A 17614-nucleotide genomic window follows, 5' to 3' on the forward strand; every position below is an offset into this window, starting at 1 on the left:
TGGTTTATTAAATAAACTAGGGTTCTGCGTTTGTGTTTATTGAAAATTCTTAACTACTCCCCACTCAGGACTCAACACTTAATTCAGTTTCAGATTGGGGAGATATGGCTTTAGTAATCCAAACTGTGAAAATGTGAGATAGCACTCCCAAAGGGCCGGCAAATAAACACAGTATTAGAGAATGAATTGTCCAAATTCCAGTTTTCTGTCCTTCCCGATATATAAACCTACCGACAAATAAATCCATCACTAAAAAATGAATCCAACCTGTCGCCGCAGCTGTTTCATCAGCAAAGAATCGCGCAATATCAGCTAGTTGTGGATTAGATAAAGCTTGGGCATTTTCTGGGGTAATACTAGTAATAAATAGATATAAATATGCCCCAGCTAAAGGTACAAATGGAATGTATGATTCCATGACTCGGCGTGTTACTTTCCAGTTGGGGAGAAGAATCATTAAAGCCCAAAAAGGCAACACAAAAAGATTAGCAACGTTGAATAATTGCGTGATGTTCATAATCAAAAATTTCAGAGAATAAAGGACTAGAAAGAAAATTAACCAAAACTTTAGTGAAGAATTCTAATTTCTTCTTTGTGCCTCTGTGGTAAAAAAGAATCTTTACAACACAGAGAAACAAAAAGCAATTTCTCCATTCTAGAATTCTTTCTTAACTTAACAGATGTGATTCTATCTCTGTTGAGTCTAAATTACGCCCAATAAATACTAAACGGGTTTGCCGTGCTTCTGTTAGTTGCCAAGGACGATCATAAAACTTTTCAAAGCGGTTTCCTACACCTTGCATTACTAGGCGCATGGGTTTATTCTGCACGGCTACAAAGCCTTTAATCCTGTAAATTTCTTGTTGGTGTACTAGTGCTTCTAACTGTTTTTGCAGTTTTTCTGGGTCAAAAGCACGGTCTAAAACTACGTGTGTTGAGTTGATTTCGTCATCGTGGTCGTGGTCTTCTTCGTTGTCGTGATGACTAGGACGACTATCTAAGTTATCTTCAACAGCAGATTGCCATCCTAATAGTATAGATGGGTCGAGTTGACCGCGATCGCTCTCTACCATTTTCACAACTCGCGGTAATTCTTGCTTGACTAATTGCTCAACTTGTGATTTTGTGGCTGCATCGATTAAATCAGTTTTAGTTAAGACTACCAAATCTGCACAAGCTAATTGGTCTTCAAACAATTCTTGCAAAGGTGTTTCATGTTCTAGACTATCATCGGCTTGACGTTGAAGTGTGATCGCATCCAAATCGCTAGCAAACGTCCCGGCGGCGACGGCTGCACAATCTACCACTGTAATCACGGCATCAACTGTAGCGGCGTTGCGAATTTCTTGCCAGCGAAAGGCTTTGACAAGGGGTTTGGGTAAAGCTAACCCAGAGGTTTCAATTACAATACAGTCAATACTATCGCGCCGTTTGATTAACTCCTGCATTGTCGGATAAAACTCTTCTTGGACAGTGCAGCAGAGACAGCCATTAGTTAATTCAAAAATATTACTCCCGTTTTCCTCATCTTCTGGGCAAACTTGACAGGATTTCAACAACTCGCCATCAATACCAAGTTCGCCAAATTCGTTGACTAAAACTGCAATGCGGCGGCCTTGATTGTTTTGGAGGAGGTGGCGAATTAGGCTGGTTTTTCCACTACCTAAAAAGCCTGTAATGACAGTGACGGGAATTTTTGTAGCCATTCTAAATATCAATTCAAAATTCAAAATTTCAGAACGACACTTTTTAACCCGCCTAGGTGGGTTTTACGTCTGTGGTTCTTCCTTAATATATATGACTTATCGTCTTGAGAAGTCCATTACTAATTGGTTTAATGCTTGATTCCCTTAAACCGTTCCTTGGCTTTCTCAAACGCCTCTTGCATTACCGACTGAATTTCTTGGGGATCGGGTTTATTACCTCCCATTAAATCACCAAAATAGACACAGGCGGTTTCCCCTAATGACCAAGTGTAAGCAGCTGCCCAAGATGCTGCGATCGCACTACCAAAACCTGGTACAAATTTAATTAATTCTCTACCAATGGCTTGGGCTAAGAAACCACCTGCGATCGCACTCACAATACCACCAGCTTGAGATGGCGACAAGTTTTGCCCGTAGAGTTTTCCCAATATAGTTACCATCGACACTTGCAAGGCGGTCAATACAGGCATAGTAGCAAAGGGTAATGGTACAGCCGAGAGGGTCGCTGCCATCACAGCGAATGATAAAATATAACGTCTACCTACATCTCGGTAGATATTGCCAAGTTTCTCTGATGCTTGCTTATCTAATAGCTGGTACATTGCCTGCGCTTCTGCTTCAGGAAGTAATTCGGCGAGGCTATCCCTGAGTGCGTCTAAGCCATAAAACACGGGATTATAGCCATCTTCCTCTAAGGTAAAGTCAATGAGAACCGAGCGATCGCACAATCCAGCAAAGGCTTCTTGAATCGCCATAAAAGCCCGATTCACCTCTTCATAGTCGGGGGGATAACCTGGATGGTCAGAGACGCTAGGAGGGTAAATTTCATGCAAGCAGGTAACTGCTAGTAAACAGGGTACTTCTGGGTATTTCTGACGCAACTTTTGAGCAATCTGGCGTAGAGTATCAGTAGCAAAGTCATTAATTTTTACTGTCAAAATTAAGACTCTGGCGCGTTTGGTTTCTTGTTGTAAATCTCCTACCAACTCTTGAATAATCGCCTGAGTTTCTTGGTTGATATCTCCTAGCCCTACTGTATCAGTAAAAATTAGCAATGGCAGTTCATTGGAAGGATAAGCATACCGTTCAGTGTTTTGTGTGTGGGGACGATATCCTTGACCGACAATCTCAGCCGAAACCCCTGTTAATCCCCGAACAATGGAACTTTTGCCAGCTTGGGGTTTACCAATTAACAACGCCTCTGTTGTTGGTAGTTCCTTGCGGACTCTCTCTAAAATTTCTGTAATTTCAGTTTCGCTAATGCTAAACCACTGTGCTACTGTCTGTGCAACTTGGTCTACAGGTAAGCGTTGTCTTAAGCCTCCTGCTGTCTTGTTCCAGACACCAGTCAGGCGATTTTTCCAAGAGTTTGGTCTAATCATCGTAACTAATTCGTAATGGGTTGCGCCCCGCTACGCTAAAGTAATTTTTTCGGTTATTGCTTTCAACTACAATTTTGCCGTTAATGGAGTGGAAACGCTAATTTTATGAGTATCAACAAGACTGAAAAAACCGGGTTTCTCAAGAGTTATCAAGGCTTTCAACCTCAAATATACTCAAGAAACCCAGTTTTTGACCCAGATGCAAGATGTCAGCCTCACACTAGTACCGCCGTGAAGTCAAAAGTCAAATCCTTTTGGTTGATGCTTCCTGGCTTAAAAAGCTCCAATCCTACCAACGATGACGTAGATGGTCTTAAAAATCAGATGTACATCGTATAGTGGATGCCAATTGCTTTGATAACGTAAGTCTAATTCAACTATTTGTTCAAAATCTTTTACTTGCGATCGCCCATGAACTTGCCATTCACCTGTTAAACCTGGTTTCACGTTTAAACGTTGCCAGTGGCGATTATTATACTTTGCTACTTCATCAGCAGTGGGTGGACGTGTTCCCACTAAACTCATATCACCCATCAACACGTTCCAAAATTGGGGGAGTTCGTCTAAACTAGTGCTGCGTAAAAAGCGTCCTACTTTTGTGATGCGGAAATCATTTTTGTTCTTAAATACCAGTCCGTTGGCTTCGTTGTCCACTAAGGATTTGAGGTTCTCCGCATCATTGACCATTGAACGGAATTTCCAAATGCGAAAGGGACGACCATAAACTCCATAGCGTTCTTGAGAGAAGAAAATCGCACCGGGACTATCGAGTTTAATAGTGATCGCGATCGGCACAAACGCAATAGCCAAAATCAACAGTCCTACCAGACTCCCTAAAATATCTAGACAACGTTTAAATTTTGACTGTACTGATGGATGTTGTGCAAATTCTAATGTCCAGTCTTTACAAGTATTACTTTGCAAGATTATTTGTACAGGTGTTGGGTACATGGTACATTCTCTAGCCGAATCTTTAGGAATAATGGTAGTATTACTGATTTTCACACAGGATATAAACTTAAGAACATATAAAACCTGATGTTTTACGGTATATTTACTTAATCTTCATCTAACTTCAGGGGATCATGAAGTTTGATGAATTTAAGATCAAGACAGATAAACATATTTCATGGAGGATGATTGGCACAGATTAATATGTGTGAAAGAATTTATGCCGTTTAAAAATTGCTCATAGTGCAAGCTAGCAGGTTAAAAAATTAACCCAAACTAGACAAACTATCACTTTATTTGCAAAAATGCTCTATCATCTGCCAGACGCAGCAATAAGCAAAGCAGAAATATTATTAAAACAGCGATTATATCAGGCTGTATTTAGTAAATTAAATCAACCAATTATTATTGATATTCAACTACAAAAATGCTCTCTCACTATCGGGGTAGTCAAGACATGATTTCATCTGGGATCGAAGTTAAAATTAGCCGCCTAGAATCGATTGTTGAGCAAATTGGAGAAGCTGTACTCTCTACAACTGAAACAATTGAACGACTGGCAGACAGATTAGAAAATCTTAGTTGCCAAGTTGAAGCACAAGGCAAGCAGTTACAGCAACAAGGATATCAAATTTTTGCTTTGTGTGATGCAGTCCAAAGTCTGGCAGAATCACAGGATGATTCATTACAAAGATTAACTCAACTTACACAAACTTTAGATAAATTGACTTCATTAATTCAGGGATTAGATGAGTGCTGAGTTGTGAGTTGTGTTAGCGGTAGCGCGGCGTTTAGCCGGTTGTGAGTTGTGATTCATTTTTCTCCAATACCCAATACCCTTAAACCTTTAATTGAGTGACCGCAATATTACCAGAAAAACAAACATCTACATCACTACCGGGAGTGCGATCGCGTTTGCCATATTCCCCTACATAATAAAAATCATCACCATCAATCCGATAGTTGACTGGTAAAGGTTTATTACAAGGTTGGCAGAAAATCAACTCCGGTTCTGCTTCTCCTGGTTGTAGATGGGGTAAATTCACATTCCAAAAACATCCCGGTTCTAGGGGACGGTGTAATAAGTCGGTTAAAATCTCAGCCGTTAACTTAGCTGCAAACTCCCAATCAAAATTTTGCTTGGCTTTACGATAATGCGAGATAGCGATACCGGGGATACCGTGCATTGCGGCTTCTCTTACAGCCGCAACAGTACCAGAAATATAAGCATCAACTCCCAAGTTACCGCCGGCGTTGATTCCTGACAAGACAAATTTAGCATCTTGGCACAGTTGCGTTAAGGCAATTCTGACACAATCAGCAGGAGTACCAGCGATCGCATATTCAAAATCAGAACGCCGCTTCAAATTAATTGGACGCGTCGTAGTCACTTGATGACCACAACCAGATTGATGGTGTTTGGGTGCAGCAATCATTACATTGTTACCGTTGACAGCTTGAGCTAAAGCTTTGATCCCAGGCGCATCAATACCGTCATCATTAGTTAAAATTATGGTCACGTCGCTTCACTCCGAATTCAAAAAACTCTTCCCTGTCACCTGTCACCTGTCACCTATCCCCTAGCTATTTCCGTCCCACGCAGAGAGAAAGTTCCAGTTTTCGTCATCTTCTTGATTTTCAGGTTGCTGACTTCCTAGTTCTTTTCCTTGCAGCAAATCTTCATAGTCGCCTGAGTCTACCCACTTCAAAAGTTCAGATGCTCTCATTACTGTCCAGGGTAGAAGATGTTCCATGAAGCTAAAAGTTTTAGCAAATTGACCCAAACTATCCAGATTATTAAATTCAAAAGCACGAGCCTGAGTTACAAAATCATTGATGGTATCTTCATTCAAATACTCTTGTGGTAATCCACCCAATTTCATCAAAGCAGTAATTGCCACATCAAGATTTTGACAAGCTAATAAACCAGCGCGATCGGCGGTAAATTTAGCCATAATCATCCAGTTATATAAGGCAATTTCTATCCCATTAGCAGCTAGTCCACCTATCCCCAATGTTGTACTACTAATCAAGTTCTTCACAACAGGCATAACGTGAGCCATTTGCTGGTATGCCAGATACTTGCCTTTAATCCTTGCAACTTCGTGTCCAAACACAAATAATAGTTCATCATGGGAAAGCCATTCCATTCCTTCCAGATTGATCCCCACTACTGGCTTTTCCACTCCCACAGCGTAGGCTTTAATGTACCCCGTACCGCGAAATAGAAAAAGTTCTGGAATGGGAGTGATATCTAGGATATGACAGGCTTCCAAAAAAGCATCATGGAGACTGGGAAAATTACGAGGTGTGACTTTAAATTCACCACCAGTTATTTGCATCCGCAGTAATCTATCAATGCCATATTCATTGACTTTTTTCAACAATAGAGGTAGGACTGGAGTCCGTTCTAAAGACATCAGTGCTTTGTGGTCAAATGGATGCTCATAAAACTCTGTTTTCAACCCAGTAAATTGTTTTTTTGCCATAGGTTTGTGTGTTTAACACAATAAATCTAAATAAAAACTGTGCGAACCCCATAATACTGGTTAAGTTAGCCATAAAAAAGAGTAAGTACGATAATGGCGACCTAATTGGGGTTTAGGTGTGAACTCAATCGGGTTGCTGTGTCCAAAATTCTAAATAATAGAAAGATAGCAGAAAAATCTCTTGAAGCAAAAAGTCAAATCTTATAAGTCTTATCAGGTAATCAGCGATCGCGCTTTTTCTCTATTGCCCTTCGTTACTCTGTGTATTTGAAGATAGCAAAAGCGACAGTTGCGACACAAACATCTTAGATGTAAAATGCAATAAAAGCAATTTCTGCGACATAAGCGATATAATCCAGAGGGTAATAGTGGGGAGAGTAAACAATTTTTAACAACTAATGAAATAGCCGAGATTTTAAGAGTGCATCAGAGAACGGTGCAAAGATGGATCTCATCCAATAGCTTGAAAGCAAAAAAAGTAGAGACAAAAATATTGAGAGTGCGTAGGCGGGATTTTGATGAGTTCCTCGATATTCAAAATAAAGATCACCAAGACGGAAATTTAGATGGCAACTGGAATCCCTAGTAAACTCAACCGGAATAGCACTTTAAAAAATAGTAATAATATCTCCTTCAGGTTAGAGTATGAGGGTAAAGTAGCAGTTGAAAATATTTTGAATATCTCTCCAGCGCAGTTGTGTTGCGTTGCTAGTGTAGAGAAGCCGCCTAAAAATAGATTAATTTATGGCGAAAATTTAAGGGTTCTTAGAGCTTTATTAGATGACGTTAATATTGCTGGAAATATTAGGTTAGTCTACATTGATCCACCCTATGCCACGGGTGCTGACTTTGAATCTAGGGAACAGAATCATGCTTATCATGATCTGATTAATGGGGCTGATTACTTAGAATTTCTGCGCCAACGGCTAATTTTGCTGAGAGAACTAATGGCTGACGATGGTTCTATCTATGTCCATCTAGATGATAATATGGCTTTCCCTGTCAAGGTTTTGATGGATGAAATTTTTGGCTCTAAGAATTTCCGTAATTGGATCACAAGGAAGAAATGTAATCCCAAGAACTATACGCGGAAGCAATACGGCAATATTTCAGACTATATTTTGTTTTATACAAAAAGTGAAAGTTATGTATGGAATCAAGCCTTTGAAGGTTGGACAGAAGGTACTGCTAAGAAAGAATATCAATACGTAGAAGAAGAAACCGGAAGACGTTATAAAAAAGTTCCTATTCATGCGCCAGGAACAAGAAATGGTACTACTGGTCAACCCTGGCGCGGGATGCTTCCCCCTCCTGGTAAACACTGGCAGTATAAGCCTGAAACTCTAGATGAAATGGATGCAAGAGGTGAAATTTATTGGTCACCAACAGGTAATCCCAGAAGAAAAGTATATCTTGACAATAGTAAAGGGATTCCTGTTCAGGATATTTGGCTTGATTTCAAAGATGCCCATAATCAAAATATCAAGATTACAGGTTATCCAACTGAAAAGAACTCAGAAATGCTTAAGCGAATTATTATTGCCTCTTCTAATCCAGGAGATATAGTACTAGATGCTTTTTCTGGAAGTGGTACGACAATTGCAGTTGCGGAAGAACTAGAAAGGCAATGGATAGGGATAGATAATTCTCTGTTGGCGATAGAAACTACTGTTAATCGCCTAGCTAAAGGTACTGAAGCTATGGGCGACTTTATTAATAGCAATGGAACTCAGATAAAACAAGAATGCTTGTTAGATACCAATAGAGTTTTACGCAGTGGACTTGATTTATATGTTGAGGTAGCCTCAGACTTACAAAGTATTCCAGAAACATCTATTCAGAATTGGCAGAGTCAACTTAACTTTCAAGCCAATCTCTGGTAAATCTTTCATCTAGCATTTTGAGAGTACATATCATGACTCTTCCTTTGCCGTAGTTTTCTAGAGAAGCATAGTCATTCCACATAGAACCGAGTGTAAGTCCTGGCCCATCATTTAGAAAAAATACTTTTAGAGGTAACTTATAAGTCTCAGCATATCTCAGGATGTCGGTTACTTTATCTCTATTTCCACCTGTACGATCATCCTCTTGCGATCCTCCTCGATCCGAATCGTAACGAGCAAAGCCTATAACTAGTGGCGTTTCATGATTACGAGAAATAAGAATATCTGCGGGTGTTTTTGCATCCCAATCTTTTAAAACTTCATTAAGCATTACATCTCTTCCAGCACGTACTGGTCCTTGAATCAAGTACTCCGAACCAAAACTTGACTCAAACCATAAAAAGAACGCTTCGGTTAGTTCATATCCTTTCTGTCCACGACTTTTATACTCCATAAGAATAGCCATGAGTGCTTCATCAGGCTTGGGACGGCTTGCCAAGTTGGCTTTAACTTCCTCTAGTGTTCTAAATCTATGTCCATAATCTGCAATAATATTTGATATTTTCTTCTTGACTTTCAACATCTCAACAGACGTGTCTGGTGATACATATTTGCGAAAAACCCGTAACAACTGAGTTCGGGATGGATTTGGTTTACTGGTAATGCTTCTTAGCAAGTCAGCCGAGCTGCTAGCCAGATCAGCTAACTCTGTAAACTGCTCTATAACACTGCTATAAATAGTTTTCGCTTCATCAAGATAGTCTGGATAGAATTCTGAGTCTATGAAAGTAATGTATTGAGAAGCTCTACTTTTATAGTCACCAAATGAGATCAAGGGATATCTCCTTAAATAAAATTGTATGTTTGAGTAAACAGGATGAAATTTGGTTGAGTGAATGAGCCAATAGTTAGATAAATCTGTGAAAGGGGTGATTTGGGCATTAGTTGTATAGTATTTTTGGTGCTAGTCGGTATTATAGGATCATTAAATGAAACAGCTCCTCAACCAAGTTTTTAGGATGAAGAAAATTTTCATCCGGCTGATTTTGCCCTTGCTGACGGTGATTCTAGCTTCTTCGCTATTTACCACCTCTGCATTAGCGACAAGTGTATATCAAATACCCAACCTGACAGCAGGTGATTCTACCTGGGTTGTAGATCAAAGTGAAGTTATTAGCCGTATCAACGAAGGTCAGATTAGCAGAACCTTTGATGACTTGGCAAAGCAAACGGGTAACGAAGTCAGATTTGTGATAATTCGCCGCTTAGATTATGGGGAAACCCCAGAAAGCTTTGCTAAGGCACTATTTGACCAATGGTTTCCTACAGAGGAAGCCAAAGCAAATCAAACTTTGTTAGTGTTGGATACAGTCACTAACGGCACTGCAATTATTTCTGGGAATCAAGTCAAATCTCTATTAACAGATGAGATTGCTAAGAGTGTGGCTGATAAAACATTAGCTGCACCCTTGCGGGATGGTAACAAATATAATCAGGCATTTTTGGATACGAGCGATCGCCTAGTTGCTGTTCTCTCTGGTCAACCTGATCCCGGTCCGCCCCAAATCGTTGACAAAGTACAGGTAGAAGGTACTTTCAAAAAAGCAGGCGAAACTGACAAAGATAATGCCACTGCTTGGGTAGTGGGACTTTTAATCGCTGCCACTATTATTCCGATGGCGACTTACTATATATATTTGGCAGTTCAACCGTCATCGGAAGGCTAATTAGGGACTGGGGAAATTTCAATCAGTGAACAGCTATCAGTCACTTGATAACTGTTCACTGTTGATGCCCAATACCCATATTCTTAATCTTGGATATACTCTTGCCCTGCAACTAAAGCTACTTCAGCGCGGACAAATTCACGCCCCAAATAAGCTGCGTGGTCTAGCTGACCTACTGGACAGGGCTGAGTTTCTTCAAAAATCCTGACGCATAATTCTTTAGCTGTTCTACCGCTAAACACTGTTGTGTGGGTGCGTTCGACTTTACCCTTGGCAGGAATAACTTTTCCTGTTTCCGGATCTACAGCTAAACCACGGTCATCAATGACATTTGTAAAATGTTTGGCATAAATTAAACCCTCTGCTCGATCCAAGTAGATAATAAAATATCCATAAGGATCAAGCTCAATATGACGCTGAGAAAGTCTATCATCAATTGCTGCCAAATTTTCCAGTATCAAATCCATAATCAGTCTCAAAATTAAATTTATTTATTCCGGGTTTTTACACTCCATATCAAGTGTAAATCTTTCTCAGCCATCATTTACCAATTATCAATTACTCTTGTTTACTAAAAGGTAACTCTGCATTAATCGCCTCAATTTCCTGTTGTTCGAGTTGATTTACTTCCTTAATGTAGGGAAGTAATATTTGTGATAGACGGCTGTTATAGAAGCGATGCAGACTGTAATTAGGCGCAGCCGGAAACCCGCGACGTTTTTTATGTCGTCCACCAGCACCGGGATCAAATGATTGGATGCCGTTAGCGATCGCCCACTCAATCGGTGCATAATAACAAGCATCAAAATGTAAGCAATCAATTTCTTGAAAACTTCCCCAATAGCGACCATATAATCTATCGTCTTTAAACAAACAAAAAGACATCCCTACAGGTTGACGTTCATCTTGTTCGCTATAAGCTGCAAAAAATACCACTCGATGACGATAATTAGTGTGTAACTGCTCAAAAAACTGTTTGGTTAGATATTTGCTACCCCACCAGCCAAACTTATCACAAGTATCAGCATAAAACTGGTACATCAACGGAAACAAAGATTTAGGAATATCATCCCCAGTTAGGGGTTGTAGTTTTAACCCTACTTTTTTTACGGCTTTGCGTTCTCGCTTAATATTACGACGCTGGTTAGCATTAAAACCTAACAAGTAATCATCAAAACTTTGAAATCCTGAATTTTCCCAAATATAACTATGGTGTAACCAAGGGGTAAAGCCTGTCTGTGCCAAAATTTGTCGCCAATCAGGGTCAACATAGAGAAAATGACAGCCGGAAATGCGATTTTTGAGACAAAAAGCATCAATTTCATGTACCATCATCGCTGTAATTTCATGCTCATCTTCCCCAGGAGCAATTAAAAACCGATAGCCTTCAGCTGGGGTAAATGGGGTCATACCCAAAAGTTTCGGGTAATATTGTACACCGATGCGTTCCGCTAACTCTGCCCACTGGTGATCAAAGACAAATTCGCCATAACTATGACCTTTGAGATATAAAACAGCAACAGCTATCAGTGTTTTGTCGCGCCACAATGTCAAGTGATTTGGTAGCCAGCCAGTTTTAGCTGTAGCACTCTGGGAAATTTCCAGATTATGCAACCAATCCCACTCTAAAAAAGGAGTTTTGAGGGGTAAAGCTAAAGCATCCCAGGCATCTTGGGGTACTTCGGCAACTGTATTGATCCAAACGCTAGAATAACGCGGCTTGAGTTGTTCTACCATTGTTAGGGGATTGGGGATTGGGGATTGGGGACTGGGGATTGAAGATTGGGGATTGGGGAAAGCATAATCCTTACCCTTTACCCTTTCACTTTTCTACTTTTCAATCAATAGCGTAATCTAATCTATTGGTCGTTGCAGACGATAATGGAGAAAAACTTCTTGGTTTATTGTTTTAACTTCTAAAAGTTGCAACCGAGGAGCTAAATGTGACATAAATCCTTGACCATCTACGGGGGTGGGTGCGGTCACACCACCTAAAATTAAAGGGCAAACAGTCAGCCATAGTTCATCTATTAAATCTGACTCCAGCATAGAAGCTACCAATGTTCCCCCTCCTAAAACAGCCAAGCGTGTTATATGTAGAGAATCCAAGTATTTTAAAGCAGCGATCAGGTCAATTTTTCCGGTTGGTGTTTCAAAAACTAAAATTTGATCAAATTCTGATCTTCCTTGCCAAGATTGTGCGCCTACCGTAGTTGTGAGTAACCAGCGTGTAATTGCTTGCTGAAAAAATTTAATTTCCGGATTGAGGTTGCCAGACTGTGTAGTAACTATATGAATCGGCTGGTTAGTTTTACCTTCTTGTTGTCGATGCTGTAAAAGCATCGGTTGTGATATTGTCAGTGTTGTACCGTAGGCGCGCAGAGTGCTTGCACCCAATAACACGGCATCGGCGGTAGCAATTTGCTGTTGTAAGTGTGTTATATCTACATCTGAGCCAAATCGAGCAGGCGATCGCTTAAAATCTGCTATTTTGCCATCTGCACTCATGGCTAAAACTACTGTCGTATGTGGACGATGTTGCACCATTCGGTTGGGTTGCTAGTCTGCTTGTGTGACTGAAGGCAGGAGGCTCTAAGGAATAGGATTATAGCGTATTTGATATTCTTAGGCAGCTAAAAAATCATGTAAAAACTCATAAACCTTCTGCCTCCGTTTATCAAGATGGCTCTGAAATCAGTTAAGCTGTTATCAGCTATCAGTTAAGCTGTTATCATGCGTATGGTTGGGAATTTAGACCCACCACCAACGCATTCCACCTTTAGGGTGAGGGACAAGACATCCAGGGATAAATTACTGTTAGTGTGGAAAATTTTTAATTTGAAATTCTTCCCCGCGATAGTTGATCAATATGCAGCACAAGTCCATCTCACATCTACCGACTACAATTTTTGGTATAGCACATTGCTTTTTGTTGATTAAATCTTTGATACCTTTGGGGGCTGATTATCAAGTATGGATAAATTTATAAAATGTCTCCTTTAGCTGGTTTAGTTGCATATCTAGACTGTTGTGGTTTTGCAGTTGTGAAGTGAGACACTCGATGGCTAATCCCCGTCAATCATCCTTTAGACGTATTTTAGTAACAAGAATTTTGTTGCTGTTTGTCCCTGTGTTAATTCTTGGGCAAATAGCGGCTTTGAATAAGGCACGTTCTAGTTTATTGAGAACCGCGCGTCAAAATCTGACGGACAGTGCTGTAATCAAAGGGGAGAAAATTTTAAATGCGATCGCTAATCTCAAAATTAATTTATCACTTGCCAGTCGCACGACAGTTGTTCAGTCGGGATCACCAACGGAAATTCAAGAATTTTTCACCCAGTTAACACAAGAATTGCCCAGCTACGTTGAGTGCTTGCAATTAACTAATTTGCAAAGTGATAAAATCGTTGCCAGTAGCTGCGGTAATGAAGCCATTACGCCAATTAATCTACCTTTCCCCAGTAACGGGGTAGATATCAAAAGCATCCCACCGCCACAGTCAGGAACGACTGGTCAAAAAAGGCCACAAAAACAACTAGGATTAGTTATCTTAGCACCTGTTTACAATCGTTCTGGGCAATTGCGGTATGCTTTGAGTTTACAATCAGCCTTATATGAACAAACTAAAAATAAACCTGGGTCGTTGACTGGTTCAACCCTAGTCATTGCTGAAGACGGGACGATATTAGCACACCCATTAGCAGAGTTGGTGGGAAGTAATATCAGAGAACACCCAGATGCAGCTCAACTCAAAAGTATTCTCAAAAATGCGATCGCAGGTAAAAGAGAGTCAATAAATTTATATTTTCGAGATGGAAGAGAATTAGTTGTCGGTTATACAGCCATTAATGACCCCATCACCATCCAAAAACGACAAAAATGGGTAGTGCTGGCTGTCACAAGTGTAGATAATGCCCTATTAGGCTTAGAAGAAATCAAACTCATTCTGATTGTATTAACAGTGGGTTTGATTGGTGCTAGCTTATTGGCATCTTTTTATTTAGCTCCTTACTTAGCCAGCCCTGTAGAAGCATTACGAGACTACGCGTTAAATATTCACAGCCACCACGTCGCCAATCCCATACCCCACAACTTCAAAATTCGAGAGTTTAATCAGCTAGCACAAGCACTAGACCAAATGGTTGATAGGCTCAAAGCTTGGTCAGAAGAAATAGAAATTGCTTGGAAAGAAGCAAAAACTGCCAACCAAATTAAAAGTCAATTTTTAGCGACAACTTCCCACGAATTACGCAATCCACTTAATATCATTATCAACTCTATCCGCTTTGTTAAAGATGATATGTGTGATAGTCGGGAAGAAGAAATCGAATTTCTCGAACGTGCTGATGAAACAGCTATCCACTTGCTAGGAATTATTAACGATTTACTAGATATTTCCAAAATTGAAGCAGGTAAACTATCTGTAGTTACAGAACCGCTTGATTTTAGACAAATACTGCTGGAAGTGATCAATTTGCAATCAGTGAATGTTCAACGCAAAGGTTTGCAGCTAAAAACTAATTTGGGTACTGAAAAAATTCCTGTCAAGGCAGATGCAGCCAAACTTAAACAAGTATTAATCAATATTATTGGCAACGCTACGAAATTCACCGATGAAGGTGGTATTACAATTTCGACATTTTTACATAATAGTGGGGGCAAATCTCAAGTCACTGTCACTATCACAGATACAGGTTTAGGAATTGAACCCACTCAACAACACAAACTATTTCGTCCTTTTGTGATGGTGGATGGTAACAACACACGTGAAGGTACAGGCTTGGGTCTGGCAATTTCCCGTAACTTAATTGAACTTATGGGCGGTACTATCACGTTAGAAAGTGCTGGTCTAAATATGGGAACGTCTGTAAAAATTACTTTACCTGTAATTGAGATATCAAAACTTACCCCAGTAGCAGAAAGTTCAGAAGATTCTTTTGCTACGCAGCTAGAACAGACTCCTCTCAACGGTAACGGAGTTTATAAGTCTAATCAATCTCAATTAGCTCCCCAACCAGTCCAGAAATAAAATTAAACGCAGAGGACGCGGAGGTACGCGGGGAGTTTGTTAGGAGTTGTTCAGGGAAATTGATTGACCACTGTGATTGAGGGAGGTTGTTAGTGCAGAGAGGATTTTGACTAACTCTGTACCTACCCAACCTGATGAAACTTTTGGGGTGGTGTTCTGGAGGATAGAAGTAACAAAGGTGCTGCAAACTCTTTGTAAAGGTTCTCCTTTTTGTAATTCCAGCACTTCTTGACTTTGATTCACTGGTAAAAAGAGATTTCCCTGCTGTTCAAATTCACCATGTAATAGAGTTAAGGGTGATGATGGTGACATTTCATCAAAGACCAAAGTACCGAGGCTACCTACTACGGCTAACCGACGCTGTTTATCAGGATTTAACCAGCACAGATGAATAAAGGCTTGAAACCCATCTGGGTAGGTGAGTGTTACCCAAACTAAATCTGCTAAACCTGATGGTGAGGTGTTAGTTTGCTTACTTTCTTCAGCTTGTAGCCACACCTTACCCGTAGCCTGTACGCTGGTGGGTACTTGACCTAACCAGTTGTTGAAGATGGCAATATCATGAATGGCTAAATCCCAGAGTGCATCGACATCTTGGCGGACAGGGCCTAAATGGGTACGCGCTGCATAGCCGTAACGCAAATCACCTAACTTACCTGCTTGTACTACAGATTTTCCGCCCTCAACGGCTGGGTGGAATAAATAAGTGTGGTCAACCATCAGTATTAATTGTTTCTGCTCTGCCAGTTGACAAAGTTCCTTACATTCTACTGGGTCTAGAGTTAAGGGTTTTTCTGCTAAAACATGACAACCCCAGTTGAGAGCATCTTTGACTAAAGTATAGTGGGTAGTAGCAGGAGTGGCGATCGCAACTGCTGTTAACCCTGACAATTGCTGTAAATCTTGCCACTGTGTCGTCAATACAACATTTTCATCTAAGTTAAATTGCTGCTTGACTACCGCCAATCTTTCTGAGTGCGGATCTACTACCGCCACAACATTAACTTGAGGTAGTGCTAAAAAATTCCGCAGTAAATGCACTCCCCAACGCCCAACCCCAATAACAGCAATGTTAATCATGAGTTATTAGTTAATAGTCATTAATTAATAGTCATGGGTAAATTATTAAGCGTCAACCCCTGAATAGCAATTCAAAATTTATACAGGATCGTCCTTGGGAATAACTGCTAAAAATGCTATTTTGGCGGCGGCTTGTTCGGCTGCTTTGATCGAGCGTCCTTTACCTTCACCGAGTTTTTTATCATACAACCAGACTTCAGCGATGAAACGCTCTTGAGTGCGGTTGGCTTGATTGACTTCCACCACTCGATATTCTGGTAAAACTTTGTATTGGGCTTGCGTCCACTCTTGGAGAGCTGCTTTGTAATTGAGCCTAGCGGGATCAAGGCGAATTTCTGCCGCCAGTTGGCGAAAGTGGGGGTCTAACCAACAGTGAATCAATTCTAAATTATTGGTACTGAGGTAAAACGCGCCTAAAACTGCCTCAAAAGCATCTGCTAGTCGTGATTCTTGACCAATTTTATCACTGGTGGCACTACCGGCGACTAGTAAGTGTAACTCTAAACCATATTCTCTCGCTAATTGTGCCAGGATGCGATCGCTCACCAAAACTGAACGAATGGCGGCAAAATCTCCCACAGGGCAATCTGGATAAGTTTCCCATAGCACCACAGCCGCCGCTAATCGCACTACTGCATCACCGACAAACTCCAGTTGTTCATAATTAGCTGAATCGGAAACCGTAGGATGAGTCAAAGCTAAGTCTAGTAATTCCCACTTAATCGGTGCAGTGGTTGGCAGACCTAATTTTCTCACCAAACTTTCAAGCTGTCGCTGACGACGTGGATAAACAAGGCTCATTAGTTATTAGTCATTAGTCAACAGTTGATAGTTGACAGTTGATAGTTGACAGTTATTAGTCATTAATCAACAGTTGATAGTCGTTACTTTTGACTATGGACTATTGAGTATGGACTAAAAGAGGAGAGAGTCGGTAGTAAGCCGGGTTCTGTTCTCTATGTAGATTACTCTACATGATGGCGGTTATCTATCTGGGACGTTTGTTACCAAACGCCTCTAGCGGCTCTTTTCAGGCGGAACTGGTAAAAGACCAACCATAGTTCCTACGGCCTTGCTCCCAACCGGGGTTTACCGAGCCAACGCCTCTCGACGTTGCTGGTGCGCTCTTACCGCACCTTTGCACCCTTACCAAGAGAGGTGACAGGTTACAGGTTATAGGTGACAGCAGAAATTTACTGTCACCTGTCACCTCTCATCTGTTCCCTAGTCTTGGCGGTATCTTTCTGTGGCACTATCCTCACGATCGCTCGCACTGGACGTTATCCAGCAAGTCTGGTCTTTCGGGAGTCCGGACTTTCCTCAAACCAGGGTTAACTGATCTGCAACCACCTACGCCTACTCTCTCC

17 protein-coding genes and 1 other RNA gene are annotated in these 17614 nt (G+C 40.8%); 5 read left to right on the top strand and 13 right to left on the bottom strand.

Translation table 11 applies throughout. The annotated features are described in order from the left end of the window. Positions 1-64: 64 nt before the first annotated feature. The 4 genes from L6494_RS01700 to L6494_RS01715 form a co-directional block, all read right to left on the bottom strand. Positions 65-517 (bottom strand): ABA4-like family protein, encoded by a 453-nt coding sequence (locus tag L6494_RS01700; RefSeq protein WP_237991148.1) that lies wholly within the window; start codon positions 515-517, stop codon positions 65-67. A 151-nt stretch (positions 518-668) separates the two neighbouring features. Next, complete coding sequence (gene cobW, locus L6494_RS01705; protein WP_237991149.1) at positions 669-1706, bottom strand: cobalamin biosynthesis protein CobW; 1038 nt, start codon at positions 1704-1706, stop codon at positions 669-671. Positions 1707-1834: 128 nt separating this feature from the next. Then, a complete protein-coding gene (locus L6494_RS01710) occupies positions 1835-3088 on the bottom strand; it encodes a GTPase family protein (RefSeq protein WP_237991150.1) in 1254 nt (417 codons plus the stop codon). A gap of 273 nt (positions 3089-3361) precedes the next feature. Further along, the gene (locus L6494_RS01715) at positions 3362-4039 is read right to left on the bottom strand and encodes a sugar transferase (RefSeq protein WP_237991151.1); all 678 of its coding nucleotides are present in this window, start codon (positions 4037-4039) and stop codon (positions 3362-3364) included. 457 nt (positions 4040-4496) lie between these two features. Between L6494_RS01715 and L6494_RS01720 the strand changes: the two genes are divergently transcribed. Continuing rightward, the gene (locus tag L6494_RS01720; protein WP_237991152.1) at positions 4497-4799 is read left to right on the top strand and encodes a hypothetical protein; all 303 of its coding nucleotides are present in this window, start codon (positions 4497-4499) and stop codon (positions 4797-4799) included. A 79-nt stretch (positions 4800-4878) separates the two neighbouring features. Here L6494_RS01720 and surE read toward each other — a convergent pair whose 3' ends face one another. Then, entirely contained in the window at positions 4879-5559 is a 681-nt protein-coding gene (surE, locus tag L6494_RS01725; protein ID WP_237991153.1) for a 5'/3'-nucleotidase SurE, read from the bottom strand. Positions 5560-5619: 60 nt separating this feature from the next. Next, on the bottom strand, positions 5620-6528 hold the full coding sequence (locus tag L6494_RS01730; RefSeq protein ID WP_237991154.1) for a M48 family metallopeptidase: 909 nt from the start codon (positions 6526-6528) through the stop codon (positions 5620-5622). A 436-nt stretch (positions 6529-6964) separates the two neighbouring features. On the opposite strand from L6494_RS01730, the gene L6494_RS01735 reads away from it, so the two are divergent. Together L6494_RS01735 and L6494_RS01740 are read left to right on the top strand one after the other, a co-directional pair. Further along, a complete protein-coding gene (locus L6494_RS01735) occupies positions 6965-7114 on the top strand; it encodes a hypothetical protein (RefSeq protein WP_237991155.1) in 150 nt (49 codons plus the stop codon). Further along, positions 7095-8411: a site-specific DNA-methyltransferase gene (locus L6494_RS01740; RefSeq protein ID WP_237991156.1), complete on the top strand. Its 1317-nt coding sequence runs from the start codon at positions 7095-7097 to the stop codon at positions 8409-8411. Before L6494_RS01735 ends, L6494_RS01740 begins: the two co-directional genes overlap by 20 nt. On the opposite strand, the gene L6494_RS01745 is transcribed toward L6494_RS01740, so the two are convergent. Then, positions 8386-9246 carry a hypothetical protein gene (locus tag L6494_RS01745; protein ID WP_237991157.1) on the bottom strand — a complete coding sequence of 287 codons (861 nt, stop codon included), beginning with the start codon at positions 9244-9246 and terminating at the stop codon, positions 8386-8388. The two genes, L6494_RS01740 and L6494_RS01745, sit on opposite strands and share 26 nt — an antisense overlap. A gap of 154 nt (positions 9247-9400) precedes the next feature. Between L6494_RS01745 and psb32 the strand changes: the two genes are divergently transcribed. Next, a complete protein-coding gene (gene psb32, locus L6494_RS01750; RefSeq protein ID WP_237991158.1) occupies positions 9401-10138 on the top strand; it encodes a photosystem II repair protein Psb32 in 738 nt (245 codons plus the stop codon). Between the two features lie 83 nt (positions 10139-10221). Here the strand turns inward: psb32 and L6494_RS01755 are convergent, their stop codons facing one another. The 3 genes from L6494_RS01755 to L6494_RS01765 form a co-directional block, all read right to left on the bottom strand. Continuing rightward, a complete protein-coding gene (locus L6494_RS01755) occupies positions 10222-10605 on the bottom strand; it encodes a DUF4346 domain-containing protein (RefSeq protein ID WP_237991159.1) in 384 nt (127 codons plus the stop codon). Between the two features lie 91 nt (positions 10606-10696). Continuing rightward, a complete protein-coding gene (locus L6494_RS01760; RefSeq protein WP_237991160.1) occupies positions 10697-11875 on the bottom strand; it encodes a GNAT family N-acetyltransferase in 1179 nt (392 codons plus the stop codon). Between the two features lie 117 nt (positions 11876-11992). Beyond that, positions 11993-12685, bottom strand: coding sequence for a RibD family protein (locus L6494_RS01765; protein WP_237991161.1), 693 nt, complete (start codon positions 12683-12685; stop codon positions 11993-11995). A 514-nt stretch (positions 12686-13199) separates the two neighbouring features. Between L6494_RS01765 and L6494_RS01770 the strand changes: the two genes are divergently transcribed. Further along, positions 13200-15167, top strand: a complete 1968-nt coding sequence (locus L6494_RS01770) for a sensor histidine kinase (RefSeq protein WP_237991162.1) — start codon at positions 13200-13202, stop codon at positions 15165-15167. Between the two features lie 39 nt (positions 15168-15206). Here L6494_RS01770 and L6494_RS01775 read toward each other — a convergent pair whose 3' ends face one another. From L6494_RS01775 to rnpB, 3 genes are all read right to left on the bottom strand, one after another. After that, a complete protein-coding gene (locus L6494_RS01775) occupies positions 15207-16247 on the bottom strand; it encodes a Gfo/Idh/MocA family protein (RefSeq protein ID WP_237991163.1) in 1041 nt (346 codons plus the stop codon). A gap of 78 nt (positions 16248-16325) precedes the next feature. Continuing rightward, on the bottom strand, positions 16326-17048 hold the full coding sequence (gene rnc, locus L6494_RS01780; protein ID WP_237991164.1) for a ribonuclease III: 723 nt from the start codon (positions 17046-17048) through the stop codon (positions 16326-16328). Positions 17049-17169: 121 nt separating this feature from the next. Continuing rightward, positions 17170-17611, bottom strand: an RNA gene (gene rnpB / locus L6494_RS01785) — RNase P RNA component class A. Positions 17612-17614 lie beyond the last annotated feature (3 nt).

Source organism: Nostoc sp. UHCC 0870 (genome assembly GCF_022063185.1).
Taxonomy (GTDB): domain Bacteria; phylum Cyanobacteriota; class Cyanobacteriia; order Cyanobacteriales; family Nostocaceae; genus Trichormus.